At 50.7% G+C, this 25,938-nt stretch carries 24 protein-coding genes and 1 pseudogene; 21 read left to right on the forward strand and 4 right to left on the reverse strand.

The window, feature by feature from the left end:
• The first annotated feature begins 135 nt into the window (after nt 1-135).
• From GBK04_RS06260 to GBK04_RS06270, 3 genes are all read left to right on the forward strand, one after another.
• On the forward strand, nt 136-663 hold the full coding sequence (locus GBK04_RS06260; RefSeq protein ID WP_152757860.1) for a hypothetical protein: 528 nt from the start codon (nt 136-138) through the stop codon (nt 661-663).
• A gap of 17 nt (nt 664-680) precedes the next feature.
• Nucleotides 681-1,127, forward strand: a complete 447-nt coding sequence (locus GBK04_RS06265) for a copper resistance protein NlpE (protein WP_152757862.1) — start codon at nt 681-683, stop codon at nt 1,125-1,127.
• A gap of 158 nt (nt 1,128-1,285) precedes the next feature.
• Complete coding sequence (locus GBK04_RS06270) at nt 1,286-1,801, forward strand: GtrA family protein (protein WP_373330754.1); 516 nt, start codon at nt 1,286-1,288, stop codon at nt 1,799-1,801.
• Between the two features lie 26 nt (nt 1,802-1,827).
• Here the strand turns inward: GBK04_RS06270 and GBK04_RS06275 are convergent, their stop codons facing one another.
• Nucleotides 1,828-3,009, reverse strand: a complete 1,182-nt coding sequence (locus GBK04_RS06275; protein WP_152757864.1) for an acetyl-CoA C-acyltransferase — start codon at nt 3,007-3,009, stop codon at nt 1,828-1,830.
• 386 nt (nt 3,010-3,395) lie between these two features.
• Between GBK04_RS06275 and GBK04_RS06280 the strand changes: the two are divergent.
• The 8 genes and pseudogenes from GBK04_RS06280 (at nt 3,396) to cobA (ending at nt 12,291) form a co-directional block, all read left to right on the forward strand.
• Nucleotides 3,396-4,471, forward strand: a pseudogene (locus GBK04_RS06280) (sulfite exporter TauE/SafE family protein).
• Between the two features lie 8 nt (nt 4,472-4,479).
• Nucleotides 4,480-5,667, forward strand: a complete 1,188-nt coding sequence (locus tag GBK04_RS06285) for a trans-sulfuration enzyme family protein (RefSeq protein ID WP_152757866.1) — start codon at nt 4,480-4,482, stop codon at nt 5,665-5,667.
• The gene (locus GBK04_RS06290; RefSeq protein ID WP_373330755.1) at nt 5,664-6,065 is read left to right on the forward strand and encodes a VOC family protein; all 402 of its coding nucleotides are present in this window, start codon (nt 5,664-5,666) and stop codon (nt 6,063-6,065) included. The genes GBK04_RS06285 and GBK04_RS06290 overlap by 4 nt, the downstream gene beginning before the upstream one ends.
• Nucleotides 6,066-6,071: 6 nt before the next feature.
• Complete coding sequence (locus tag GBK04_RS06295) at nt 6,072-6,785, forward strand: phosphoadenylyl-sulfate reductase (RefSeq protein ID WP_152757868.1); 714 nt, start codon at nt 6,072-6,074, stop codon at nt 6,783-6,785.
• A gap of 30 nt (nt 6,786-6,815) precedes the next feature.
• Nucleotides 6,816-7,787, forward strand: coding sequence for a sulfate adenylyltransferase subunit CysD (gene cysD / locus GBK04_RS06300; protein WP_152757870.1), 972 nt, complete (start codon nt 6,816-6,818; stop codon nt 7,785-7,787).
• Between the two features lie 57 nt (nt 7,788-7,844).
• A complete protein-coding gene (locus GBK04_RS06305; protein ID WP_373330756.1) occupies nt 7,845-9,092 on the forward strand; it encodes a sulfate adenylyltransferase subunit 1 in 1,248 nt (415 codons plus the stop codon).
• Between the two features lie 170 nt (nt 9,093-9,262).
• Complete coding sequence (locus GBK04_RS06310) at nt 9,263-11,455, forward strand: ferredoxin-like domain-containing protein (protein WP_152757872.1); 2,193 nt, start codon at nt 9,263-9,265, stop codon at nt 11,453-11,455.
• A gap of 74 nt (nt 11,456-11,529) precedes the next feature.
• Nucleotides 11,530-12,291, forward strand: coding sequence for a uroporphyrinogen-III C-methyltransferase (cobA, locus tag GBK04_RS06315; RefSeq protein ID WP_152765914.1), 762 nt, complete (start codon nt 11,530-11,532; stop codon nt 12,289-12,291).
• 122 nt (nt 12,292-12,413) lie between these two features.
• Here cobA and GBK04_RS06320 read toward each other — a convergent pair whose 3' ends face one another.
• The gene (locus GBK04_RS06320; RefSeq protein WP_152757874.1) at nt 12,414-12,758 is read right to left on the reverse strand and encodes a hypothetical protein; all 345 of its coding nucleotides are present in this window, start codon (nt 12,756-12,758) and stop codon (nt 12,414-12,416) included.
• Nucleotides 12,759-12,863: 105 nt separating this feature from the next.
• Here GBK04_RS06320 and GBK04_RS06325 point away from each other — a divergent pair, with 105 nt between their 5' ends.
• The 3 genes from GBK04_RS06325 (at nt 12,864) to GBK04_RS06335 (ending at nt 15,740) form a co-directional block, all read left to right on the forward strand.
• The gene (locus GBK04_RS06325) at nt 12,864-13,793 is read left to right on the forward strand and encodes a lysophospholipid acyltransferase family protein (protein WP_152757876.1); all 930 of its coding nucleotides are present in this window, start codon (nt 12,864-12,866) and stop codon (nt 13,791-13,793) included.
• Entirely contained in the window at nt 13,774-14,769 is a 996-nt protein-coding gene (locus GBK04_RS06330; RefSeq protein WP_373330757.1) for a glycosyltransferase family 9 protein, read from the forward strand. The genes GBK04_RS06325 and GBK04_RS06330 overlap by 20 nt, the downstream gene beginning before the upstream one ends.
• 68 nt (nt 14,770-14,837) lie before the next feature.
• Nucleotides 14,838-15,740: a carbon-nitrogen hydrolase gene (locus tag GBK04_RS06335; RefSeq protein WP_152757879.1), complete on the forward strand. Its 903-nt coding sequence runs from the start codon at nt 14,838-14,840 to the stop codon at nt 15,738-15,740.
• Nucleotides 15,741-15,798: 58 nt separating this feature from the next.
• Here the strand turns inward: GBK04_RS06335 and GBK04_RS06340 are convergent, their stop codons facing one another.
• Together GBK04_RS06340 and GBK04_RS06345 are read right to left on the reverse strand one after the other, a co-directional pair.
• The gene (locus GBK04_RS06340; protein WP_152757881.1) at nt 15,799-16,284 is read right to left on the reverse strand and encodes a response regulator; all 486 of its coding nucleotides are present in this window, start codon (nt 16,282-16,284) and stop codon (nt 15,799-15,801) included.
• Between the two features lie 132 nt (nt 16,285-16,416).
• A complete protein-coding gene (locus GBK04_RS06345; protein ID WP_152757883.1) occupies nt 16,417-16,659 on the reverse strand; it encodes a DUF4287 domain-containing protein in 243 nt (80 codons plus the stop codon).
• 98 nt (nt 16,660-16,757) lie between these two features.
• Between GBK04_RS06345 and GBK04_RS06350 the strand changes: the two genes are divergently transcribed.
• The 7 genes from GBK04_RS06350 to GBK04_RS06380 all read left to right on the forward strand — a co-directional run bounded on the left by GBK04_RS06350 (nt 16,758) and on the right by GBK04_RS06380 (nt 25,807).
• The gene (locus GBK04_RS06350) at nt 16,758-17,822 is read left to right on the forward strand and encodes an agmatine deiminase family protein (RefSeq protein ID WP_152757885.1); all 1,065 of its coding nucleotides are present in this window, start codon (nt 16,758-16,760) and stop codon (nt 17,820-17,822) included.
• A gap of 48 nt (nt 17,823-17,870) precedes the next feature.
• Entirely contained in the window at nt 17,871-18,554 is a 684-nt protein-coding gene (locus tag GBK04_RS06355; RefSeq protein WP_152757887.1) for a hypothetical protein, read from the forward strand.
• Between the two features lie 122 nt (nt 18,555-18,676).
• Complete coding sequence (locus GBK04_RS06360; RefSeq protein ID WP_152757888.1) at nt 18,677-20,980, forward strand: peptidylprolyl isomerase; 2,304 nt, start codon at nt 18,677-18,679, stop codon at nt 20,978-20,980.
• 49 nt (nt 20,981-21,029) lie between these two features.
• Nucleotides 21,030-22,382, forward strand: coding sequence for a peptidylprolyl isomerase (locus tag GBK04_RS06365; protein ID WP_152765916.1), 1,353 nt, complete (start codon nt 21,030-21,032; stop codon nt 22,380-22,382).
• A 73-nt stretch (nt 22,383-22,455) separates the two neighbouring features.
• Nucleotides 22,456-23,418: an AAA family ATPase gene (locus GBK04_RS06370; RefSeq protein ID WP_373330758.1), complete on the forward strand. Its 963-nt coding sequence runs from the start codon at nt 22,456-22,458 to the stop codon at nt 23,416-23,418.
• A 232-nt stretch (nt 23,419-23,650) separates the two neighbouring features.
• A complete protein-coding gene (locus tag GBK04_RS06375) occupies nt 23,651-25,240 on the forward strand; it encodes an aldehyde dehydrogenase (NADP(+)) (RefSeq protein ID WP_152757890.1) in 1,590 nt (529 codons plus the stop codon).
• Nucleotides 25,241-25,462: 222 nt separating this feature from the next.
• A complete protein-coding gene (locus GBK04_RS06380; RefSeq protein WP_152757892.1) occupies nt 25,463-25,807 on the forward strand; it encodes a cupin domain-containing protein in 345 nt (114 codons plus the stop codon).
• The last annotated feature ends 131 nt before the right edge of the window (nt 25,808-25,938 follow it).

Consider the following 25,938-nt stretch of genomic DNA (forward strand, 5'->3'; position numbering starts at 1 on the left):
CTTTTTTTGCTGTGAGCAAGTTTTTGGGAATAAATCAAGAATGCGCGTGACACTCCGTGATTTCTGCTAAGGTACCCGGGCATTTAAACACATTTATCCGATATTTGTCCAACCTGCCAAACAAGCATTAAGGTTATGACAACGATCAAAAAACTCATTTTTATAGGATGTATGGGCATCCTTAGCCAATGCGCTACCACTTCCCCTAGCCAAAGTCCCTCTATGGGAGGCGGCAACGCCCGGGTCGATGTCGAAGGATCGGCGGATACCGACAACAGCCTGCTGTCGAAGGGCTGTCCGCTGGATAAGTTGCAGTGGCTTTATGCAAGCCAACAGTTCGATAAGGCCAAACAAAATCAACTGGCCGAAAAAATCACCCAATCGGCCCAGGCCGATGCCGCCACTATGGATCGCCTGGTAGCCAACAAGAACACCAATCCGATGGCTGTTTCATCCGCGCTCAAGACGTATATTGAGCAAGCCTCCAAGTCACGCACCCCAGTAAGCGATGAGTTTTATCAACAATATGTCAACAGCCGTATGACCATGTGCGCGGTAATCGACGCGCTTCGCAGTGGCTCGATCAAACAGGAAGACAGCCCCAAGGTAGCGGGAAATACCTTCCGGGATGTTGCCAAATCGTTTGAGAAATTTAATAACTAAAACCTGTTGGATTCGTAATGAAAAATGTCTGGCTGATGCTTGGCTTTGTGGCCTTTGTTTTGGGAAGTTGTACTTCCTCAACCAATTCAGCATCCAATTCCACAGATACTACTATCACCCAATCGGTTACTGATCAGGATCGGTCTTTGCCTGACTCTGCCGACTACGCAGGTACCTACACAGGCGTACTTCCCTGCGCCGATTGTGAGGGTATACAAACTGAAATCACCCTGCACACGGACAAATCCTTCATAAAGAAGACGACCTACCTGGGAAAAAAGGAAAGCGCCGTTTTTGAAAAAAAAGGTACCTATGCCTGGGACGTATCAAGTCGCACGATTGAGCTGAAAGGCATTGAAGGCCCCAATCGATATACTGTGGGTGAGAATACCCTGACGCAGTTGGACATGTCGGGAAAAAAGGTGGAAGGATCTATGGCCAATCTCTACGTATTGAAAAAATAAGTGTACTATCTGCTTGCCCGAAATTTTGCCGCTCCACAAGCTATATTATGCATCAAAAACCGTGCGCTCAAAGCAACACAAAATCCTAAAATCGTACCGGGTACGTTGTTTGCAGTGGGATTTATTTTTACTATTGTGCCCCAAATCAGCCACCGCCTATGAAACAGAGCGCCGTAATGTCAACCGAGTCAAGAACTAAATTCCTCAATCGTAAAGACCTAATTGCTTATTTTCTGGTTGCCGGTACGGGTGCTATTGTCCAGTTGGTGTGCAGCAGTTTGATTCAGGACTGGTTTGATTTAACGCTAACTCAGTCGGTTTGGCCCTCTTATATTGTTTCGTTCGGAGTGGGCTTTGTACTTACCAAATTTTTTGCCTTTGACGCCCGCCGCACCAATCAAACCCGCCGTGAAATGGTGAAGTTTGTGATGGTTGCGATTTTCTCAGGCTTTGTGATGGATTTGGCCGTTCGATTTGCCGTATTCATTGCCAACTCCAATTTTGATCTGATCGAATATCAAATCCCGCATTCCAAGAAGATAGTTGATGTCACTGGATTGATTTGCTATGTGTTTGGCATGGGATGTAGCTTTATCAGCAACTATACCTTGCACAAAACCTTTACTTTTCAAAGTACCGGCTTTTACGACCGCCTGAAAACACTTATTAAATAGAGGGTCGGCTGCAGTATTTCGGATTTCTAAACACGCTCAAGAATTACAGCCGAAGCCCCTCCGCCGCCGTTACAGATGGCCGCCAATCCATACCTGCCTTGTTTGTGGCGCAATACATTTAGGAGGGTACCCATGATACGCGCACCTGATACACCCAGCGGATGTCCCAACGACACTGCTCCTCCAAAAAGATTAATTTGATCGGCACTTATCCCAAGTTCCTTCATATAGGCCAGCACAACGACTGAAAAGGCCTCGTTTACTTCAAAGTAATCCATATCACCCAGCGTCAATCCTGCTTTTTTAAGCACTTTACGCGTGGCGGCGATGGGCGTGGTAGTGAACCAGACAGGCTCCTGTTCAGCATCGGCACAAGCAACTATGCGGGCCAGTGGGGTCAGGTTCAGCTCTTTTACTTTGCTCCCGCTCGCCAGGATGAGCGCTACCCCACCGTCGTTGATGGTCGATGCATTGGCCGCCGTAACGGTACCCTCCGCCGAGAAAGCCGGACGCAGGGTAGGTATCTTGTCAAAATTCACCCGTTTGTATTCTTCGTCCTCCTGCATGATCAGAGTTTCGCCCTTACGCTGAGGTACCTCTACGGGCACGATTTCTTCTTTCAGATAGCCTTTCTCGGTAGCCTCGGCGCTGCGTCGGTATGAGCGGATGGCATATTTGTCCTGCTGTTGCCGCGTGATTTCGCGCTGCGCCGCCGTTCGGTCGCCGCATACTCCCATAGCGATGCAGTCGTAGGCATCCACTAGTCCATCCCGCGCCAGGCCATCCACCACTTCGCCGTTTCCGTAGCCATACCCGTAACGTGCCTTGGGTAGGTAGAATGGGGCTTGGGACATGCTTTCCATTCCTCCAGCCACAAGCAGCCCAGCGTCGCCAAGGCGAATGGACTGCGCGGCCAATGCCGCTGCTTTCATACTGGACGCGCATACTTTATTGACCGTCGTGCAAATAGTCTCTTTGGCAAGGCCGGCTGATAAAGCTGCCTGACGGGCCGGTGCCTGTCCCAGATTGGCCGACACGACGTTGCCCATGTACACCTCTTCAATGAGTGATGGATCAAGTCCGATCTTTTCCAGAGCGCCCCGAATCGCTTTTCCGCCCAGTTCGGTGGCTGAAATCGAAGCCAGGGTACCTCCAAAACTGCCGATGGGTGTCCGGGCGTTTGCTACTATGAATACTTCCTCCTGCATGCGTCGGTTTGTTGATGATTTTTTCAAAAATACAAATTATCCCTCAGTCACTACCTCACGGGCGCTATTTCTCTACCTGGCTGTGGAGCTTGTCGAGGGTACCTTTAGTACTTTTGCTTAGCCAACAACAGTTTATAAAATCATGAAAATTCGTGAATAACCCTGGACCCATTCTTGGAAAATCAATAATTCAATTGTACGTTTGTAGTGTGGCTCAGGCAAGCCACATTCTTTTTAGTTTTTTACTCTACTAACTTACTATACTAAATAGACTTTTGGAAAATCCCCAGCCTGCCTCTTCCCTCGTGGAAATAGCTGCAAATGCCGAATGGCAGCCTGTAAATGCTGTCAGCATTGCTACGGGCGATCTATCCGAAGATCGTCGGTTGGCTGTCTTAGCTCGTCAACAGGGGTACACTGTTTTCTTACCAGACCTACCCGAGGAATCGGATGCGCTCTTGATCAGCCAAGCTTACAAACTTGAAGGGAATAAAAATAATTTAACTATACCTTCCAATAATACAACTTCTTTTACTGTTTGGAAACGCCTGTCTACGCGCTTGTCTGAGGTAGTCTTCCGGGAGCGAAGCCGCACCGAAGTGGCCGTCAATATTTTCTCGGCGCTGGCCTTGATGGTTGTGGGCCATTTACTTTTTAGTTACGTCAGCGTAGACCGCCTGGGGCTGGTATGGAGCAGCTTGCTCGAAGACAATGATTTCTTCTACTATCTGCTGGGGGCTTCATCGCGCAGATGATCGATGGTGCTCTGGGTATGGCGTACGGCGTAACGGCCACCACCTTCCTGCTCACGCTGGGGGTACCCCCTTCGGTGGCCAGCGCGAGTGTCCACTCGTCCGAAATATTTACCAGCGGCGTATCAGGCTACATGCACCTGAAATTCGGGAATGTCAACAGCAAGCTGTTCAAAACTCTCCTGATTCCGGGCGTAATCGGGGCCATTTTGGGTGCGTATGTACTTACCTCGCTGGAAGAATACGTTTACATCATTAAGCCCATTGTGGCCGTATATACTTTGATTCTGGGCATCCTGATCATTAAAAAAGCGCTTAAAAAACGCATCGAAAAACGCCCCTTCACCAAAATTGGCTGGCTGGCCATGCTGGGTGGCTCGATGGATGCGATCGGTGGCGGAGGCTGGGGGCCGATCGTCTCCTCTACATTGATCGCCCGGGGTCGCCATCCCAAGTATACGATTGGCTCGGTCAATCTTACGGAATTTTTTGTATCCCTGGCCAGTTCGGTAACCTTCATTACCCTGATCGGCTTTTCGCACTGGCAAGTCATTGTGGGTCTGATCCTTGGCGGTATGGTGGCAGCTCCTATCGCGGCTAGTCTCTCACGCCGTTTGCCGATAAAAACGATGATGATTCTGGTCGGAATCGTGGTAATTGTGGTAAGTTTGAGGATTATTTATATGGTCGTATTGAGTAATCTTCTTTGAATTCCAGCATGAAAAAGCAAACCAAAGTCATTCGTACCCAAACCCAGCAGACACAGTACCGCGAGCACTCTTCGCCCCTGTTTCTAACCAGCAGCTTCACGTTTGAATCCGCCGAGCAAGGCAAAGCGCTGTTTGACGAAACCGAGCAAGGTAATCTTTACAGCCGGTTTTCGAACCCCACGGTGCAGGAATTTGTGGACAAAGTGTGCATGCTGGAAGATTGTGAAGACGGTGTGGCCACGGCGACGGGCATGGCGGCGGTATTCGCCAGTCTGGCCGGAATCCTGCAATCGGGTGATCACCTGATTGCCAGTCGGGCGTTATTCGGCTCCGCCCATCAGATCATTACGCAGATCCTGAGCAAGTGGGGCATTACGCATACCTACCTCGATGCCTCGGCTCCCGAAGCCGACTGGGAAGCAGCCGTGCAACCCAACACCCGCATGGTTTACGTGGAAACGCCCTCGAATCCCGGTCTCGAACTAGTAGACATGGAAATGATCGGCCGGTTGTGCAAGAAACACGGTCTGATTTTCAATGTGGACAATTGCTTTGCCACACCATCGCTTCAGGTACCCTCGGAATTTGGGGCGCATCTGGTCGTTCATTCGGCGACGAAGTTTATGGAAGGCCAGGGCCGGGTTTTGGGAGGCGTGGTGGTAGGTACCAAGGAATACATTAAGCCGCTGCGTTTCTTCTGTCGCCAGACGGGTCCATCCATGTCTCCCTTCAATGCCTGGATCTTATCCAAGAGTTTGGAAACCTTGGACCTGCGTATGGAAAAACACTGCGATAATGCGCTGAAACTAGCGGAGGCCCTGGAACAGCTACCCGAAGTGAAGCAGGTAAACTACCCTTTTTTACCTTCACATCCGCAGTATGAACTGGCTACCCGGCAGATGAGTGCCGGGGGTGCTATCGTCACGATCGATCTGGAAGGGGGCTTCGAACGCGTAAGCGCCTTTATGAAGGCATTGGAAATCCCCTCCCTTTCCTCCAACCTGGGCGATACCCGGACTATTGTCACCAATCCCTATACAACGACCCATTCAAAATTGAAGCCGGAAGAGAAAGCTACCCTGGGAATTACCGAAGGGCTAATTCGGATTTCAGTGGGTCTGGAAGCGGTAGAGGATTTGATTGAAGATTTTACGCAGGCAGTAAAAGTGAGTGCCGAGATACTAGTGAGTGAGTGAACCAACGCATAGCCCATATAGCCCTCGTAGTAAGCGACTACGATGAAGCGATCGACTTCTACACCCGAAAGTTGCATTTCGATCTGATTGAGGATACCCGGTTGAGCGAAACCAAACGGTGGGTACTGGTAGCTCCGCAAGGACAAGGATCGGATGGCTGCCGACTTCTACTGGCTCAGGCGGCTACGAAAGAACAAAAAAGTCGCGTTGGGAACCAGACCGGAGGCCGGGTGTTTTTATTCATGCACACCGACGATTTTACGCGGGATTATCAGAATTTACTGGATCAGGAAATCAGAATTGTGCGTGAACCCAGCGTCGAAGCTTACGGCACTGTTGCGGTATTCGAGGATTTGTACGGAAATCTTTGGGATTTGATAGAACCAATAAAACTATAAGTACTTATGATACTGAGTGAGAACGTGACATCTGAGTCACTGCTAGATCTCATTTCCAACAAAACGGAAGTTGAAGCCTTGCGCTCCCTTACAGAATTGTTTCCTGGCCAAGTCGCTTTTTCGAGCAGTCTGGGCTACGAAGATCAGGTGATCACGGACCTGATTCTGAAAAACGATCTTCCGATCCGAATTTTTACGCTGGATACGGGACGGCTCTTTGAGGAAACCTATAAGACTCTCCAACGTACCAACAAGCGATACGACACCAAACTCGAGGTGGTATTTCCGAAAAACGATTCCGTTGAAAAACTACTTAGCGAAAAAGGTCCGTACAGTTTTTATGATACGGTTGAAAATCGCAAAGAGTGTTGTTTCATACGTAAGGTAGAGCCGCTGAATCGGGCTTTGCAGGGTGTAAAAATCTGGGTGACGGGTATTCGGGCCGAGCAGTCGGGTAACCGCCAGGAGATGCCCCCAATCGAGCGGGACGATGCCCATGATTTGTTCAAGTTTCATGCGATTCTTTCGTGGAGTTTCGAGCAAGTCAAAGCCTACGTAAAAACGAACAACGTACCCTATAACCCGCTACACGACAAAGGTTTCGTCAGTATAGGCTGCGCCCCTTGTACCCGGGCCATCCAGGAGGGCGAGGACTTCCGCGCCGGCCGCTGGTGGTGGGAGGATGAGAGCAAAAAAGAGTGCGGGCTGCATGCCAGGTAGGTTTTGGATTGTTATTAAATAGTGTGAATTATGTCATTGATCAAAGAACAAGCCGTGCAAAGCACTTTTCCAAACGTCATCACCCTCGATTACCTCGATCAACTCGAGGCCGAGGCGATTTATATCATGCGCGAGGTAGCCGGGCAGTTTGAACGTCCCGCGTTGCTGTTTTCGGGGGGTAAGGATTCGATCACCCTGGTGCGTCTGGCGCAGAAGGCATTTGCTCCGGCCAAAATACCCTTTACGCTCGTCCATGTGGATACAGGCCACAATTTTGAGGAAGCCATCCGGTACCGCGATGAGTTGGTTGAGAAAATTGGGGCCAAGCTAGTGGTTCGCTACGTGGAAGATACCATCAAGGCCAAAGGCTTACAGGAACCTACGGGTAAAAACGCCAGCCGTAACTGGTTGCAAACCTTCACCCTACTGGATACCATCGAGGAATTTGAGTTCGATGCCTGCATTGGCGGAGCCCGCCGTGATGAAGAGAAAGCCCGTGCTAAAGAGCGTATTTTTTCATTTCGTGATGAGTTTGGCCAATGGGATCCCAAGCGACAACGACCCGAGTTATGGAACCTGTTCAACGGGCGGATCCACAAAGGCGAGAATGTGCGGGTATTTCCTATTTCCAACTGGACCGAACTCGACGTGTGGTCATACATCAAGCGTGAGAATATTGACCTACCCAGTATTTACTTCGCCCATGAGCGCGAGTGTATCCTGCGCGACGGCCGCTTGCTGAACAATACGCCCGTTATACAACCCGATGAGAACGACCGGATCGTGACGCGACGCGTGCGCTTCCGTACCGTAGGGGACATGACCTGCACGGCCGCCGTAGAATCCGACGCTGCTACGCTTGATGAAGTGGTGGCCGAAATCACGATTTCGCGCATCAGCGAACGCGGCGAAACCCGCATCGACGATCAGCAGACCGAAGCGGCTATGGAGGACCGAAAAAAGGGGGGTACTTTTGATCAATGGATAATTGATCCTAGATAATTAAGCACTGGTTATCAACCCCATTATTCACTCATTCTATCATTCAATACTAATACGGTGGACATATTACGATTTATTACCGCAGGTTCCGTAGACGATGGCAAGAGTACGCTCATCGGGCGGCTGCTTTTTGACACTAAAAATATTCTGGCCGATCAGATGGAAGCTATCGAAAAAGCCAGCAAAAGCCGCAACGACGGAGAGATCGACCTCGCGCTGCTGACCGACGGCCTACGCTCCGAACGCGAGCAGGGCATTACCATTGATGTAGCCTATAAATATTTCCAAACGCCAAAACGTAAGTTCATCAGCATCGACGCACCGGGGCACATCCAATACACCCGCAACATGGTCACGGGCGCTTCCAATGCCGACCTGGCCATAATTCTGGTTGATGCCCGGCAGGGGGTGGTCGAGCAGACTCGACGCCATTCGCTCATTGCTTCGCTATTGGGGATACCGCACGTGGTGGTGGCCGTTAACAAAATGGACCTGGTTGAGTACTCAGAAGACCGTTTTCTGGAAATCGCCCAAGCCTACAAGGAATTAGCCGCTAAGCTGAAAATCAAAGACCTCACGATTATCCCCGTCAGCGCCCTGAATGGTGATAATGTAGTGGACCGATCGGATAATATGCCTTGGTACGACGGAGAAACGATGGTTTCGGTGCTGGAAAATGTCGATGTATTGAACGACCTGAATCTTACCGACGGGCGTTTTCCCGTGCAGTATGTCATCCGTCCCCAAACGGCCGAATTACACGATTACCGTGGGTACGCCGGCCGCATCAAAAGTGGTACCTTCCGTAAAGGCGACCGTATTACAGTACTGCCGTCGGAAGTAAGCTCCACCATTGCGCGGGTAGAAGTAGCGGGTAAGGAGGTTGAGGTAGCTCACGCACCGCAGTCGGTCACGTTGATACTAGACGATGATATCGACATCAGCCGGGGCGATTTGCTGGTGACTGCCAATCAGGCTCAGCCCGTCGTAAGTCAGGATCTGGAAACGCTGATTTGCTGGATGGATGACCGCAAGGAGCTGAAAGTGGGGAGTAAATTCACCTTGCAGCACGGAACCAACCGTACCCGTTGCTCGGTTCGTAGCATAGAGTACCGGGTGGATATTAACACGTATGAGCAACTCGAAGACATCGAAAGCCTGAAATTAAATGATGTAGCCCGAGTAGTATTGCGTACGGCCAATCCCATCGCGTATGATCCCTACCTGAAAAACCGGGCAAACGGAGCGGCCATTCTGATTGACGAAACTTCAAATGTGACGGTAGGTGCCTGCATGGTGGAGTAAAAAAAGAGACTGGAAACTGGATGTAGGAAGCTAGAGTTTTGAGAACTTGATGAGCAGGTAGCTTACTCGGTTTTTGCCAAAGTGCACAATCAGTCACTATCCAGTATCCTAAATCTTATACCTAGAATCCTAAATACTACTAATCCGATAGACTAGAAGACATTGATATCATGAAAAACCTGACGATTACCGAAAACGTATCAACTGCCGCCAAACGCGATATTTTTGAATTGCAGGCCAAAATCGGGTCCTTTACCCAGGGAGACGGTCCCGAAGAGGCTTTCCGCAAGTACCGCCTGACGCGCGGAGTGTACGGACAGCGGCAGCCGGGAGTACAGATGATCCGCATCAAATTGCCTTTTGGCCACCTGACTGCCGACCAACTGGTACGCATTGCTGACTCTTCGGATAAGTACGCGACCGGGAACCTGCATGCCACGACCCGTCAGGATATACAACTTCACTTCGTCAAGTTAGCCGACTCTCCCCAATTATGGGCTGACCTGGAAGATGCCAATATTACGCTGCGCGAGGCCTGCGGCAATACGGTTCGGAATGTTACGGCTTCTGCTACGGCGGGGGTAGACCCTGACGAGCCTTTCGATGTAACATCCTACGCCCAGGCTTTTTTTGCTTATTTTCTCCGCAATCCTATCTCGCAGGAAATGGGCCGTAAATTCAAAATTGCGGTTTCATCTTCTGAAAAGGATTCAGCGTTCGCCTTCATGCACGACGTAGGGCTCATTCCCAAATTGGGTCAGAATGAGCAAGGCGAAACGATCAAAGGATTTAAGGTGTTGATCGGGGGCGGCCTGGGCGCACAGCCTTTCTCAGCGCAGGTAGCCTACGAGTTTTTGCCTGCCGATCAGGTGATTCCGTTTACCGAAGCCCTCATTCGGGTGTTTGACCGCTACGGCGAACGTACCCGGCGACACAAGGCCCGCATGAAGTTTCTGCTCAACGATTTGGGCCTGGAAGCCATGCTGGAAAAAGTGAAGGAAGAATGGACGGCTCTTAAAAATAAGACTTTTCCCGTGGAAGAACTGTCATTTGCGTGGCAGAATCTGGCTGAGAGCGAGCCAGCGAGCCGGGAAGATATCCTGGTCCTGGCTGACACACAACTGGAACATTCTGAAAAAGAAATTTTCCAAAAATGGCTGACTACCAACGTATTTGAACAAAAACAAAAAGGCTGGCATGGTGTGTACCTGCGCGTTCTGCTGGGTGATATGCACTCCGATACGGCCCGCAAACTAGCTGACCTCGTGCGGCAATACGCCGCCGACGACATACGAGTGACGGTGAACCAAGGGTACCTGCTACGGTTTGTGAAGGCAGAAGACCTTCCTGCACTTTTCCATGAATTGAACACCTTGGGACTAGCGGAGCCGGGCTTCGACAGTACCGCCGACATTACTACCTGCCCCGGTACGGATACCTGCAATCTGGCTATTTCAAGCAGCTACGGGATTACCCGGGTACTGGAAGTGATGATGAAAGAAGAGTACCCTGACCTGATTTATAACAACGACATCAAGATCAAGATCAGCGGTTGCATGAACGGTTGCGGGCAGCATAGCGCCGCCAACATCGGCTTCCATGGCAGCTCCATCAAGAACGGCAAACTGGTACTTCCGGCTTTGCAGGTACTGCTCGGCGGAGGATTTACGGGCGACGGTATTGGACTGATTGGTGATAAAGTAATCAAACTACCTTCCAAGCGCGGCCCTGAGGCCATGCGGGTACTGTTGGACGATTACCAAACTAATTCTTTCGAAGGGGAATACTTCAATCAGTACTATGCCCGGCAAACCAAGAATTATTTCTACCAGCTTCTCAAACCCATAGCTGATTTATCAACCGTTCAGGACGATGAGTACCGCGACTGGGATCACGATGAATTGTTTAAAACTGAGGTAGGGGTAGGCGAGTGCGCGGGCGTGATGATCGACCTGGTGGGTACCACGCTCGTGGAAGCCAACGAAAAATTGGGTCTGGCGCACGAAATGCTGGAAGTAGGTGTATGGGCTGATGGCATCTATCATGCTTACAATACCTTCATTACGGGGGCCAAAGCCTTATTGATTGGTGAAGGAATCGCTACCAACACCCAATACGGTATGGTGAAAGAGTTTGACGAAAACTTTGGCCAGGTGTTTTATCCTAATGCAGCCGAAGGAGACAAACCCTTTGCTGAAATCGTGTTCAGTATTAACAAAAATGAACCGACCGAAGCCTTTGCCCGGGAATTTGTCGCCAAGGCTGAGCAGTTCCTGAACCAAGTCAAGGGGTATCGTGAGAACCAACTTTCGGACAATCCCCTACCGGCTTTGCAGGAACTGGTGTTTGGACAAGATAGTTGATTAGTTGAAAATGGGTGCCAGATGAATTTTTCAAACTCAGGTACCTTCAAAGATATGTGACCATGAAAAATACAATGAAACTAACCCTGGTAGGCGCCGGCCCCGGCGATCCCGACCTTATCACGCTGAAAGGCGTAAAGGCTTTGCAAAAAGCCAGGGTGGTACTGTATGATGCGCTCATTCATCCCGCTCTGCTGGAGCATTGCGCAGAGTCCTGCGTGAAAGTGCACGTGGGCAAGCGGTTCGGAAAGCACAGCTGCAGTCAGGACGTCATTAATTTTATGATTGTGGAATACGCCTACCAGTACGGCGAGGTGGTACGTCTCAAAGGCGGCGATCCTTATGTATTTGGCCGGGGCTATGAAGAAGTAGAATTCGCCGCCCGCCACGGCATTGAATCTGAGGTAATTCCCGGTATTTCCAGCAGTTACGCAGTACCTGCCCTGGCAGGTATTCCATTGACTTCACGCGGCGTGAGCGAAAGTTTCTGGGTGGTGACAGGTACCACCAAATCGCACCAGATGTCCGGCGATCTGGCCCTGGCTGCTCAGTCGACCGCCACCGTGGTAGTTCTGATGGGGGTACATAAACTGCCCGAAATCGTGGAAATTTATTCAGAATTAGGAAAGTTGAATCAGCCGATCGCCATCATTCAAAATGGTTCGCTTCCCAACCAGAAAATGGTAACGGGAAAGATCAGCAATATTCTACCCCTGGCCCAAATCAGCGGCATCAGTTCTCCCGCGATCATCGTCATTGGTCAGGCAGCGGCTCTGCCCGATACGGCCATTGAGTGTGTGCGACAGGTTTCCAGCAAGTCGGATTTAATGTCGTAATCGGACATTGTTACTGATCCTTACTGCGATTTTGAATAGCTTAAAAGTACTTTATCAAAAGAAAGGGCCTCATTACGAGGCCCTTTTTTTTGACTTATAAATTGCTATGTGCTTTGCTTTTATTAAGAGAACCACCGTAGCAGCCATGTCCAGTCCAGGCGGATGCCCTTGTGCTGAAATTCCAGCAGATACACGATCCCCGCCAAAAAAAGGTAGGAAACGAACAACCATTTTTTCTTTTGCTCGTAGGCTTCGTGATTATGAAAATAATCGTACACCATCGAAGCTGAGAACCCAACCACCATCAGCAGAATGCACCCTACCCCCGCGTCCTCACGGAAGTGACCGTAAGCCCGCAGAGCCGGCGCACCCAGCGCCAGGTACACCAACCACAGACCGAAGCCCAGCCTATACAGGTACATGCTCAGCCGCCGGTCGTTTTTAATGTCAAATATTCCTTCGAACATACCTCAGGTATATTTTTTTGGCAAGTGAAGGTACTAATCTTTGGAAACATCTCCAACAATCCTTTAACGATGCCGGATTTCCTTTATTTTTGTAAAAAGTAAGTCATGAAGAATTTACCTGGCCATCTTCTTGTCTCCCTGCTCAACGCAATTTCAAGGCTATCCTGGAAAACCATGTACAGGCTTTCGGATGCCATTCAATGGATTGTCTTCGATTTGTTCAAGTACCGCAAACAGGTCATTGCCGAAAATCTGGAACGAAGTTTTCCCAACAAATCAGCGGCGGAACGATCCCAAATACAGCGTGCTTTCCACCGCAACCTGTCCGACATTATCGCAGAAACGCTCAAACTTTCCCGCATGTCCCGGCAGGAAATCGGTCAGCGTTTCGAAGGGGATGTGTCGTTGCTAGAAAACTACTACCGGCAGGGTCGTAACGTAGTGGTGGTACTGGGGCACCTGGGCAACTGGGAGCTGGCTAACCTGTATGCGTCCTCTCATTTTTCGCATCATATTGTGGTCGTGTACCACCCCCTGGCTAATCCGCTTTTTGAGAAGTACGTTAAGGACGTCAGGAGCCGGTTCGGTTCCGAACTGATTCCCATGAAGCAGGCGTACGCGCGTCCGCCTGTCCCCGGGGAAAAGCCTTTTTTATTCTTTCTGGTCAACGACCAGTCTCCCAACCCGCACAAAGCCTACTGGACCACGTTTCTCCATCAGGATACGGGTATATTCCGGGGCGTGGAGGTGATCGCCCGGCAGTTCAACAGTCCCGTCGTATACGCCAAGATCGAGCGCAATGAAGCCAAAAGAGGACATTACCGGGTAGCACTCGACCTGATCACAGACAACCCGGCCGAGGTACCTCAGAACGGAATTCTGGAAAAACAAGCCCGGCTCCTGGAAGCCGACATCCGACGGCAACCTGCCAACTGGCTGTGGAGCCACAAGCGCTGGAAGCACCGCCGACCTACGCGTCTGGAACCTTCCCAAGTATTCGATAAAACCTCGCATCGTGAGCCACAAGCCCGTTAAATTCCTGATTCTACGCTTTTCGTCCATTGGCGATATTGTGCTCACTACGCCCGTGGTCCGCTGTTTGAAGCAGCAGTACCCTCAGGCAGAAATCCATTATTTTACTAAAATCCGGCACAAAACCCTCCTGACCGAAAACCCCTACATTGACAGAATCTGGTGTTTGGATGGCAAGCTAGGTACCCTGCTGAAAGAGCTACGGCACGAAAAATTCGACTATGTGCTCGATCTCCATACCAATGTCCGCACATTGCGGATCAAACTGGCCCTGGGAGTCAAGTCGTACAGTTTCCCAAAACTCAACGTACAAAAATGGCTCCTCACCCAGTTCAAGTTCAATGTCATGCCTTCTATGCATATCGTGGACCGCTATATGGCCACGGTAGCTCCACTGGGTGTATCAAATGACGATCAGGGTCTTGATTACTTCATTCCCTACCGCGACGAAGTGGAGCGCGACTGGCTACCGCTAACCCACCGCGCCGGGTACGTGGCCTATGCCATCGGCGGCCAGCACGCCACCAAGCGGCTCCCTGTGGAGCGGATGGTCGAACTTTGCAAAAAAATCAATTATCCTACCATCCTGCTCGGAGGGAAAGAGGACTTTGAGACGGGTGAATTCGTACGGCTGGCGCTGGGCGATGCCTTGATTTTTAACGCCTGCGGCAAATGCAACCTGAACCAGTCGGCCTCATTGGTGAAGCAGGCAGGGATCGTATTCTCACACGATACGGGGCTGATGCATATCGCGGCCGCTTTCAAAAAGAAAGTGTATTCGATCTGGGGAAACACGACGCCGCTGTTTGGCATGTACCCCTACCAAACCCCGCACGTCGTACTCGAAAATAATAGCCTTTCCTGCCGTCCCTGTTCTAAAATCGGCTATGAAAAATGTCCGAAAGGACATTTCAAATGCATGAACGAACTCTCGTTCCAATTTGAGATTAAAGAACTAAGCGCCCGGAAAAGGGGTTAAAGGGGTATTTAATTTGGGACTTACAATTTTTCTTGTCCAAAATTACCCGCTGCCCAAACCGATACTAAATGACAAAAAAAATAAACATAGGCCTGGTGCAGATGAGCTGTACGGCTGATCTGGACGCTAATTTTCAGAAAGCTACCACTAAAATCCGGGCGGCGGCGGCTCAGGGTGCCCAAATCATCTGTTTGCAGGAATTATTCAAATCGCTGTATTTCTGTGATGTGGAAGACCACGCCAATTTCAGTCTGGCTGAGGCCATTCCGGGGCCTTCTACCGAGGCCCTGGGCGTGCTGGCCGCTGAGCTGGGTGTGGTGATCATCGCTTCATTGTTTGAGAAACGAACGCACGGTCTCTACCACAACACCACCGCCGTACTCGACGCCGACGGACGCTACCTGGGTAAGTACCGCAAAATGCACATTCCCGACGACCCGGGCTACTACGAGAAATTTTACTTCACCCCCGGCGATGCTCCCGTCAATGGTACCTCCGCCTCCGATGAAAAGGGGTACCGCGTATTCGACACTAAATTTGCCAAAATCGGGGTATTGATTTGCTGGGATCAGTGGTACCCTGAGGCCGCGCGCATCACCAGCCTGATGGGGGCTGAAATCCTGTTTTATCCTACGGCGATTGGCTGGGATACTAACGAAACCGATCCCGTGATCCATGAGGAACAGTACGGCGCCTGGCAAACCATTCAACGTAGCCATGCCGTGGCCAACGGGGTGTTTGTGGTGGCTGTGAACCGCGTGGGCCGAGAAGGCGACCAACAGTTCTGGGGCGGCTCATTCGTGGCTAATCCGCACGGTAGACTACTGTACCTGGCCCCGCACGATGACGAAGTCGTGTATACGCAGGAAATTGACTTGGCCAGCATCGACCACTACCGTACTACCTGGCCCTACTTCCGCGATCGTCGGGTAGATTCGTATCAACCCATTACGCAGCGGTATATAGATTAGATTCTAATCTGAGGCAGTCTGCCCAAAGCAGACAGAAAATTGGGTTTCAGATTACTTCTCATACTTCATGCATCGGCAGACTGACAGTCTCCAGCCAGAAATCCCGTAAGCCTTCGAAGTACTTCTTCCACGCTTCGTAGTCAGGTGATTTTACCAAATAAGCATTGGCTCCAAATTCGTAGGAGTCGTTTATATCTTCCACGCGGTCCGAAAAACTGAACATTACGACGGGGATGGAAGGCTGGCTTCTGCCCGCGAAGAAGGATTTGAACCCTTTCAGGGCTTCCAGTCCTTCTTCGCGGGTGGGTAGGTAAAGATCGAGCAAAATGAGTTTTGGAAGGTTTTTTCCTTTTTTATCCCATTCAGAAGCCAGGTATTGTAAAGCCGACTTTCTGTCCACCGTCTCGACTAAATGAATATCGGGCACACATTCCTGTAAAGCAGCCCTGATCAGAAATAAGTGATCGGGATTGTCTTCGACCAGCAAAATTGTTATATTCTTGAAATTATGAATATTAGTAAGACTAGCCGAAGATGAAGTCATGAGAGTCAGTGAGTGGATTAATATTTTCTAATCATAAATTTACTGTTTTTTTATCTCATATACGGTATCGGAATAGCCATTTCTGGTATTTTAACTACCATTTTGGCGACCAACTACTAAGAAGTCTGCTAGCTAAAAAAAGCACCGCTGACAAGGGCCGGTGATGCCGATTGATGCTGAGCTTCTCCTTAAATTGCCAGGCGTAAGGTACCTTACGCCTTTTTCCTTCAAATATTTGACAATTTCCCCGGCTTTTACGCTCGGTTGGATTTGTCCGTTCAGGAAAAATCCTTTCGCCTCCGCCAATTTCTTAAAATCCTCCGGTGTTTTTCCAGTTTTAGCTTTAATGTTGTCCAAGTAGGCTTGAAATGACATGATTCAGTACCTTTGTGTGAATAAAGAAACACTGATTTTACAATAAAAATACGAGGGTTTTGGTGAATAAACCAGTATCCCACCCACTTCCTGTGACAATGACCAATCCCCTTCCCGCTTCTTCGCTTACTCCCAGCCAGCTAGGCTTTACTTTCCCCGCCGAATGGTATCCGCACCGCGCCACCTGGCTCACGTTTCCGCATAACGAAGCCTCGTGGCAGGGCGACCGACTTGCCCGTATGAGGCCGCAGTATCTGGCCTTTATCAAAGCCATCAGCCAGGGCGAGAAGGTCGGTATTATTGCCCATGACGAATCGCTTAAAGCGTTTGTCACGCAGGAACTTGACGCGATTGGCGTAGATCTGAATCAGATTGAATTTGTGGTAAAACCTACCAACGATGCCTGGTGCCGCGACCACGGCCCGGCGTTTCTGATCAATCCCGAAACCCGGCAGCGCCTCGTAGTCGACTGGGGTCACAACGCCTGGGGCGGCAAGTACCCCCCTTACGACGACGACAACCGCACCCCGCTGGCCGTGGCGGAGCATCTGGGCCTGCTCACGGTACAGCCCGGCATTATCATGGAGGGCGGCTCGGTCGAGTTTAATGGAGCAGGTACCCTGCTCACAAGCCGCTCGTGTTTGCTCAACCCCAACCGCAATCCGCAATTGAATCAGGACCAGATTGAAGAGTACCTGCGCAATTATTACGGAGTAGAACAAATTCTGTGGGTGGAAGACGGCATCGTGGGCGACGATACCGATGGCCATATCGACGACACCACGCGGTTTGTAAACGAAAATACGGTGGTAGCCTGCGTGGAAACCGATCCGCACGATGCGAACTACGAGGTACTCCAAACGAATCTGCGTCTGCTCCAGAACATGCGCCTGATGAATGGCAAACCTCTAAACGTCATTGAACTGCCCATGCCCAAAGCCGTGATGATCGACGACTTCCGCACGCCAGGCTCCTACGCCAATTTTCTGATCTGCAACGCGGGCGTGATCGTACCGGTCTTTGACAACCCCAATGACCAAACGGCTATCGACATTCTGGAACAAGCCTTTCCCGACCGGAAAATCATTCCGCTGTCCGCCACCGAAATCATCTGGGGGCAAGGTAGCTTTCACTGCCTGAGCCAGCAGGAGCCGGCGGTCTAGAAAACCTATTGCTCATAAATTTCGCCCGATATCTCACTTTATTCAGCTATGAAAAGCCTGAAGCTTAGCGCCTACTGCCTACTCCTTTTACTTTCCGCCTCCTGTGCGAAACAAACCGTAACGAGTTTTCAAATTACCTCCCTGAAAGCGCTGGATCTGGAAGAAACCCTTACCCGGAAGGATGAGCTGCTAATGGCTTATACGTTGACTTCCTTCGACGCTTCGAACAAAGCCGTGGCCGTAAGCACCGGGAGTTGGGGGGTACAGGAAGCCAAGACAGGGCAGGAATTTCGGGAAAATGCATTTCAGCCGATTTCGATTCCTTTGCCCAAAAACGGCAAGCTAGTAGCCACGGTGGTGCTGGTGGAAGTGGATGATTACGCCAGCGCCCAGAAGACGTTGACCGAAATCAGAAGGTACCACGACTACATCAAGATCCCGGCAGCGCTGGCCGAATTAGCCGACGTAGCCCTGACGCCCCTTAAGTACCTTTCGCTGGCCTTATCCGCCACGGGGGTAGGTTTCCAGCTGGCCGACCGCCTCGACGACGATGACCTGATCGGCCAAAACAACACCGAACTCACCTACCAGCAAGCCCTGCTTTCTGCTGACCTCAAGGTACCCCTGACTTTCAAAGGCGGCCACCTGGGCAGCAGTTTTCATTACGAGCTGAACTACGATCTCCGTACCCAGACGGTACGGGTAGGACGTACCCGAAAGCCAAAATCCTGACCACTCGTTTTTATCCTGGGAGGAAAGCCCGTAACTTTGAGGTTTTGTACAATATTTTCCCCTTCGGTTTGTTTATACTAACACCCATGCAAATCCGAGCAAGTCTGATTTCAATTCGATCTATGCATACTTTTCGTTGGCTGTATATAGTGGTTCTGGCCGGAGTTGTGGCGTCCTGCAAAACGGCTATTCCCCCCCAACAGTCGCCCGCCGAACCGGAGGTACCTACCCTGGTGCAGATCGGGGATAAGACTTTCAGCCCGGATGCTTTCTTTCAGTCTTTTACCAAAAACCGCTTCTCCGCCGACTCGGCCCAATCGCTCAGTGCCCGGCAGTACTTTGATATCTATACCAATACCAAACTGAAACTTCTGGGAGCCGAGGCGCAGGGCCGCGACACCACGAGCGATTTTAAGGAAGAAATCGCTTCGTACCGCGAACAACTGGCCGCTCCCTACCTCACCGATAAGGAACGGGTAGCCGAACTGACCGAAGAAGCCTACAACCGACTGAAGCAGGAAGTACATGCCGCCCACATTCTGGTCGCGGTACCTGAGGAAGCACTACCCGCCGATACGCTCTCGGCCTATCGGGCCGCCGTAGCCATGCGTGGACGTTTACTGGAAGGCTCGGATTTTGGCGATATGGCCCAGAAATTTTCCAAGGACGCAACGGCCAAAGACAATAAGGGCGACCTGGGCTATTTTACGGCTTTTCAGATGGTGTACCCCTTCGAGAACGCTGCCTACACCACACCCGTCGGGCAAATCTCCGAGCCCGTTCGCACCAAGTTTGGCTATCACCTCATCAAGGTACTCGACCGCCGTCCCACGCGGGGCAAACGCCGCGTGGCCCACGTGATGATTCAGGTGAAGCCCGATTTTCCTGCTGAGAAGAAAAAGGAAGCCGAGCAGCGCATCCGGGATGCCTACGCCCGCCTGGAAAAAGGGGAGCCCTGGGACAAAGTGGTGCAGGTCTACTCCGACGATTTCCAGTCACGGCAGTCGGGTGGACTTCTGCCGGCATTTGGGGTAGGAGAAATGATGCCCGCCTTCGAAGCGGCGGCCTACGGGTTGGATAAAGTCGGTGATTATTCCAAACCGGTCGAAACTCCTTACGGCTGGCATATCATCCGGTTGGTAGAGAAACGCCCGCTGGAATCATTTGCCACGATGGAGCCCTCCCTGCGGCAGAAAGTGATGACCGACAGCCGGGGCCACCTGATGGAGAGGGATTTTATAGAACGTCTGAAGAAAGAATATACCATTCAGGAAAATCCCGACGCGTGGAGCGAAATGCTGGAGCTGGCCGACAGCAGCCTGCTTAAGGGTACCTTAAAAATTCCCGAAACCTTCACAGCGGCTGTGGAAAACCCGATGCTGTTCACCATCGAGAAAGAAGCTTCCAGTAGCCGTATGTTTCTGGATTACGTCAAAAGTCATCTCGTGGCGCGTCCCGCAGGTTCCGATCCCAAAATTGTTTTGCGTAGCTATTACAACGATTTCCTGGCCCGGCGACTCCTGGATTATGAGAAGAGTATTCTGGAAACAAAGTACCCCGAATTTAAGGTACTGATGAACGAAATCCGGGATGGGGTACTTCTTTCGCAGGTGATGGAAGAGCAGGTCTGGCAGCGGTCGCTGGATGATTCAACCGGCCAACGCCGGCTTTACGAGCAGAACCTGGAGCAGTATCAGTACCCTGCCCGGGCTTTGGCTACAGTGATCCAGGCCAAGGACACGACGGTGTTGAATCAGGTATTGGAATCACTGGCCCAGGTACCTTATGTCTTGCGGCTGAAAGGGGAAGAATTGCTTTTTGAGCAGGGAAAAACCCAGCTTTCACCCTTACAAACGAATACGCTGTACAGCCTGGCTGCTACCTTGAAGAAAAACCAGGAGTACGTGGTGGAAGTGGCGGGCTACCGTACGGCTGACGAAGCGGATACCGTATCGGCCAGTCGCATCAGTCACGCGGTGCGCTACCTCAATAGCCAGGGCATTCCGATTACCCGAATCATGGAAAAAGACTATGGCTCGTTCCGCCCCGTGCCGGAGCCGGATCGCAACCGCCGGGTCAGTTTTCAGTTTTTCAGTCGTTCTAAAAAAGACCTGGAACGAGCCATGAACCGCGACGCGCCCGGTAATGTTCGGATTACGGAAGGGTACTTTGCCAAAGACCATCCCCTCTTCAAAGAAGCCCTCTGGGAGGTAGGTGATCAACGTATTCCTGCTGCTTTGGATGGAAGCGTACTGGCCATCCAGATTCAGAAAATCGAGCCTCCGCGTCCGAAAACCTTTAATGAAGCCCGCGGTTCGGTCATCAATGCGTACCAGAAAATTCTGGAAAAGCAATGGCTGGATTCCTTGAAAACGAGATTTCCCGTACAGGTCAATGAAAAGGAGTTAGAAAAACTCACCAGATAACCGTATTTTGCAACGACAGCAACAAAACAATATGAAATTTAATCCAATTATGCGCCGAGGCCTTCTCGTGCTGGCCTTTGGTCTGGTATCCCTGATCGGCTTTGGACAGGGCCAGCAGGGAATCAGCGTAGATAAAATCATCGCCCGCGTAGACAATTACTATATCCTTCGTTCCGAACTGGAAGAAATTTTTCAAAGCTACAAAGCCGAAGGCCAGCGTACGCCCGAACGCTGCCAATTGCTCGAATCGCTCATTATTAACAAGATGCTGCTGGCCAAAGCTGAGATAGACTCTGTTACGGTGGAAGAGGGCCAGGTAGACGACCAACTGGACGGCCGCATGAGCTACATGATTCAGCGGTTCGGTTCAGAAAAAAACCTGGTGGAAGCCTACGGTAAAAGCGTCAACGAATTGAAAACCGAACTTCGTCAGCAAGTAAAGGATCAGGCTATTGTGGAAACCATGCAGCAGAAAATTGCCGGCGACGTGAAGATAACGCCCAACGAGGTACGGCGGTTTTTCAACGCAATTCCCAAGGATAGCCTACCCTATATTCCGTCGGAAGTGGAGGTAGGTCAGATTGTGCGCCTGGCGACCGTCACCAAGGAGCAAAAAGACAAGCTGCGCCAGCAGCTGCTCGACATTAAAAAGAAAGCCGAAGCTGGCGAAGATTTTGCCATGCTGGCCCAAATCTATTCTGAAGACCTGGGCTCGGCCAAAAATGGTGGCGACCTGGGCTTTGCCAAGCGCGGAGCTATGGTATCCGAGTTTGAAGGCGCCGCCCTGGCTTTGAAGCCCAATGAGATATCCGACATCGTGGAAAGCCAGTACGGTTTTCACCTAATTCAACTGCTCGAGGTACGGGGTGCCGAGTACCATGCCCGGCACATTCTGCTCCGGCCCGACTATAACCGGGGTACTGATATTACCGAAGCTACCCGCTATCTTGACAGCCTGCACACGCTGATCGAGATCGATTCGCTTACCTTCGCGCAGGCCGCCAAGGCAAATTCCGAAGACAAAATGACGGCCGATGGCGGAGGACTCATTGTGGACCCCAATACGGGTCTGGCCCGCATACCCCTGGACGCCTCGATGGACCCGGCGCTCTACTTTGCGCTCGACAGCATGAAAGTAGGCGACGTAAGTGCCCCTATTTCCTACCGCACCGAAGATGGACGGTCGGCCATGCGGATTCTGTGGTACAAAAGCAAATCGGAGCCTCACACGGCCAACCTGCGCGACGACTACGAAAAGCTGGCACAGATCGTACTTTCCAATAAGAAAAACAATGCGCTGGAAGAGTGGTTTAAGAAGGCGGCGGGGGATGTGTTCATCAGTGTGGACGAAGAATTCCAAAATTGCCAAATCTTCGGCCTGGCTCCGAAGGAAAATCAGTAGTTCCAAAAAAAGCTGATAGCTATTGGCTATTGGCTGATAGCTTTTTACTCTAAACCAACCCCGACTAACTAACGTGAAATACCAATCGGATGTCGAAGCCGCCGAGGCGATGACGCAAGCTTACCAAAAACTCCGCACCGAAATCGGGCAGGTGATTGTAGGACAGGACGACGTAGTGAAACTACTGCTGACGGCCATTTTTTGTCAGGGACACTGCCTGCTGGTAGGGGTACCCGGCCTGGCCAAAACCCTGCTGATCCAGACCATTGCCTCATCCATGGATTTGAGCTTCAACCGTATTCAGTTTACCCCCGACCTCATGCCTTCGGATATTGTGGGTTCTGAAACCCTGGATCAGCAACGGAATTTCAAGTTTCTGCGCGGACCGGTTTTCGCCAACATCATCCTCGCGGATGAGATTAACCGTACGCCACCCAAAACCCAATCGGCTCTGCTGGAAGCCATGCAGGAGTACTCGGTGACCGTAGCCGGTCAGCGGCATGATCTATCGCGGCCGTTTTTCGTGCTGGCCACGCAGAATCCTATCGAACAGGAAGGTACCTATCCCCTACCCGAAGCGCAGCTGGACCGCTTCATGTTCATGATTTCGCTGGACTACCCTTCCTACGCCGAAGAAGTGAGCATTGTGAAGAACACTACGACGGACGTGCGCTATCAGGTACAGGAAGTATTGAGTGGTGTAGATATTCAGGAGTTTCAGCATCTTGTACGCCGGGTACCTGTGACCGACAACGTGATCGAGTACGCCGTAAAACTCGTCCAGAAAACCCGCCCGGATACCGGTCTTTCGGCCGCCGAAGCCAACGACTACCTGGAATGGGGCGCAGGTCCGCGTGCTTCGCAGGCCCTTATTCTTGCCGCTAAATGCAATGCCCTGCTGTCGGGTAAGTACTCACCTGATATTGAGGACGTGAAGGCCGTGGCGCTACCCGTTTTGCGGCACCGCATCGTCCGTAATTTCAAGGCCGAAGCCGAAGGAATTACCGTGGATAATCTGATCGGGCGATTGGTTTAAAATTAGCTGAAAATTGAAAGTAGAGAGTTGATTGTTTAATTGTAGCAAAAAATGGCTCAGTCAACCAACCTATAAACTCCCTATTTTTTTATTCTATTTTAAGATTTGCGCCCGTCCTTACAGGAAATCAGCGCAAATCTTTTCTTTTTGTAGCAAAACTCAAAAAGAGAGATTTCCTATCACGCACCCTGTCATTACAATTACACGATTAAACAATTAAACAAAAACTACCATGTCCATCACAGGTAAAAACTATATTGGCTATTCGCAATCAGCTGAAAACGCCAAAACATTTCAATCATACGTTCCGGTAAAACATACGCACCTACCCGAAACATTTCATCCCGCTACTGCGGAAGAAGTAGAAAAAACCATGCAACTGGCCGAGCGAGCGTTTGACGAATACGCTGCCATTCCGGCCAGTCAACGGGCCGATTTTTTAATGGCGATCACCGAAGAAATGATGGCTATGGGCGACGAATTATTGGAGCGCGCCCATCAGGAAACCGGCTTACCCATGGGGCGTTTGCAGGGCGAGCGGGGCCGTACCATCAACCAGCTTACGCAGTTTGCCAATCTGATACGGGAGGGTTCCTGGGTCGAAGCGCGCGTGGATACCGCCCAGCCCGACCGTACCCCCGCGCCCAAGCCCGATCTGCGGAAGATGCTGGTACCCATCGGTCCGATCGTGATTTTCGGTTCCAGCAATTTTCCCTTTGCCTATTCTATTGCGGGCGTCGATACGGCTCCGGCTTTGGCGGCGGGCAACCCGGTTATCCTCAAAGCCCATCCTGCCCACCCCGGTGTAAGCGATCTCACAGCTCAGGCCATTGTCAAGGCGGCTCAGCGCACGGGTATGCCCAATGGCGTATTTTCCATGCTCTACGACGATGGCTATGAGGTAGGTACCGCCCTGGTGCAGCACCCCTATACCAAAGCGGTTGGCTTTACAGGATCCTTTAAGGGCGGCATGGCCCTCTACAAAATGGCGCAGGAGCGCGACGAACCCATACCCGTTTTTGCCGAAATGGGTAGCGTGAATCCAGTCGTGATCCTGCCTGATACGCTGGCCGCACATACGGAGTCGCTGGCAAAAACCCTGGCCGGATCGGTGACACTGGGGGCCGGACAGTTTTGCACGAATCCGGGACTGGTGTTTACTTTGGATTCGCCCGCTCTGGATGAATTTGAGAAAATCTACGCCCGGGAAGTTGGTAAAATCACTTCCATGACGATGCTCACCGAGGGTATTCGGAAGAATTTTTTCAAACTACGCGACAAGGCTCTTGCTGAGGCCGGGGTAGAAACGTTGGTACTTTCCGATGAAAAAGCAGAAGGTGAAAACCAATCTCAGGCTTCCATTGCGCGTGTAAGTGGCAAGGATTTTATCAAAAATCCAAACCTGCACGAGGAAGTGTTCGGTCCCTTCTCGTTATTAGTCGTTTGTGAGGATTCCATCGAATTGCAAGCTGCCCTGAAGCACATTCCCGGACAACTTACTACTTCGCTGATGGCCGATGCCGCCGAAGCCGCCGGGCATCCGCAGATTTTACGCCTCCTTTCGCGCCGGGCCGGAAGGTTCATTATGAATGGGGTACCTACGGGCGTAGAGGTATGTGCGGCTATGCACCACGGCGGCCCATTCCCGTCTACCACCGACTCCCGGTTCACGTCCGTCGGGCGCGACGCTATCCTGCGTTTCGTGCGGCCACTCTCCTTCCAGGATTGGCCGGATAGCCTTTTGCCCGACGAGTTAAAGGACAGCAATCCGCTCGGAATCTGGCGTTTGGTTAATAATGAATTGACCCAGGACGCCATATAAATTGGTGGACCTGTTATATTCTTGATTCCCCAAAAAGCGACTGCTTTTTGGGGAATTTTTCGTTATAATTGTTCAGAAACAGGTGTGGTGTGGGATGTCGTTGTGCTGTCGGTTATTACCATCCGACAATGACCTTCCTACAACATCAGGTGGAAATATCTGACTACACTGCAAAGGTTCACGGTTTTGCTCAACAAATTTTTATATTAAATACGACCTCAAATGGTAAGCTCACAAATTCTGATTAAGAAAAATTTTAAAGAAATCAGTGATAAGGTTGACAAAGTGTATGATAATTTTATTCTTGAAAGTGTAAATGATCACTGTTTGAGGATTGCCGTTATGAATGGAGAATATAAATGGCATTTCCACGAAAATACAGATGAGTTATTTTTGATTCTTGAAGGCTTACTCAAAATTGAATTTAAAGACAAGGAGCCCGTTTATTTAAAACCGGGTGATTTTATTAAAATACCTTCCAAAATAATTCATAAAACAAGTGCTATCAATAGAACAGTAAATTTGACCGTTGAAAAAAATGTAGAGGACACAATTTTCGTTGAATAAGCAATGCCAGGGCCACTGGGAGTATGTTCGTCCAAAAGTAATCTTGGCCTCGAAATCTTCCATCTTCTAGAATGTTAGGTGGACACACCTGACAGCACGGCGACACCTGACTTTCCCCCAACGAAAGGTAT

Source organism: Salmonirosea aquatica (genome assembly GCF_009296315.1).
Taxonomy (GTDB): domain Bacteria; phylum Bacteroidota; class Bacteroidia; order Cytophagales; family Spirosomataceae; genus Salmonirosea; species Salmonirosea aquatica.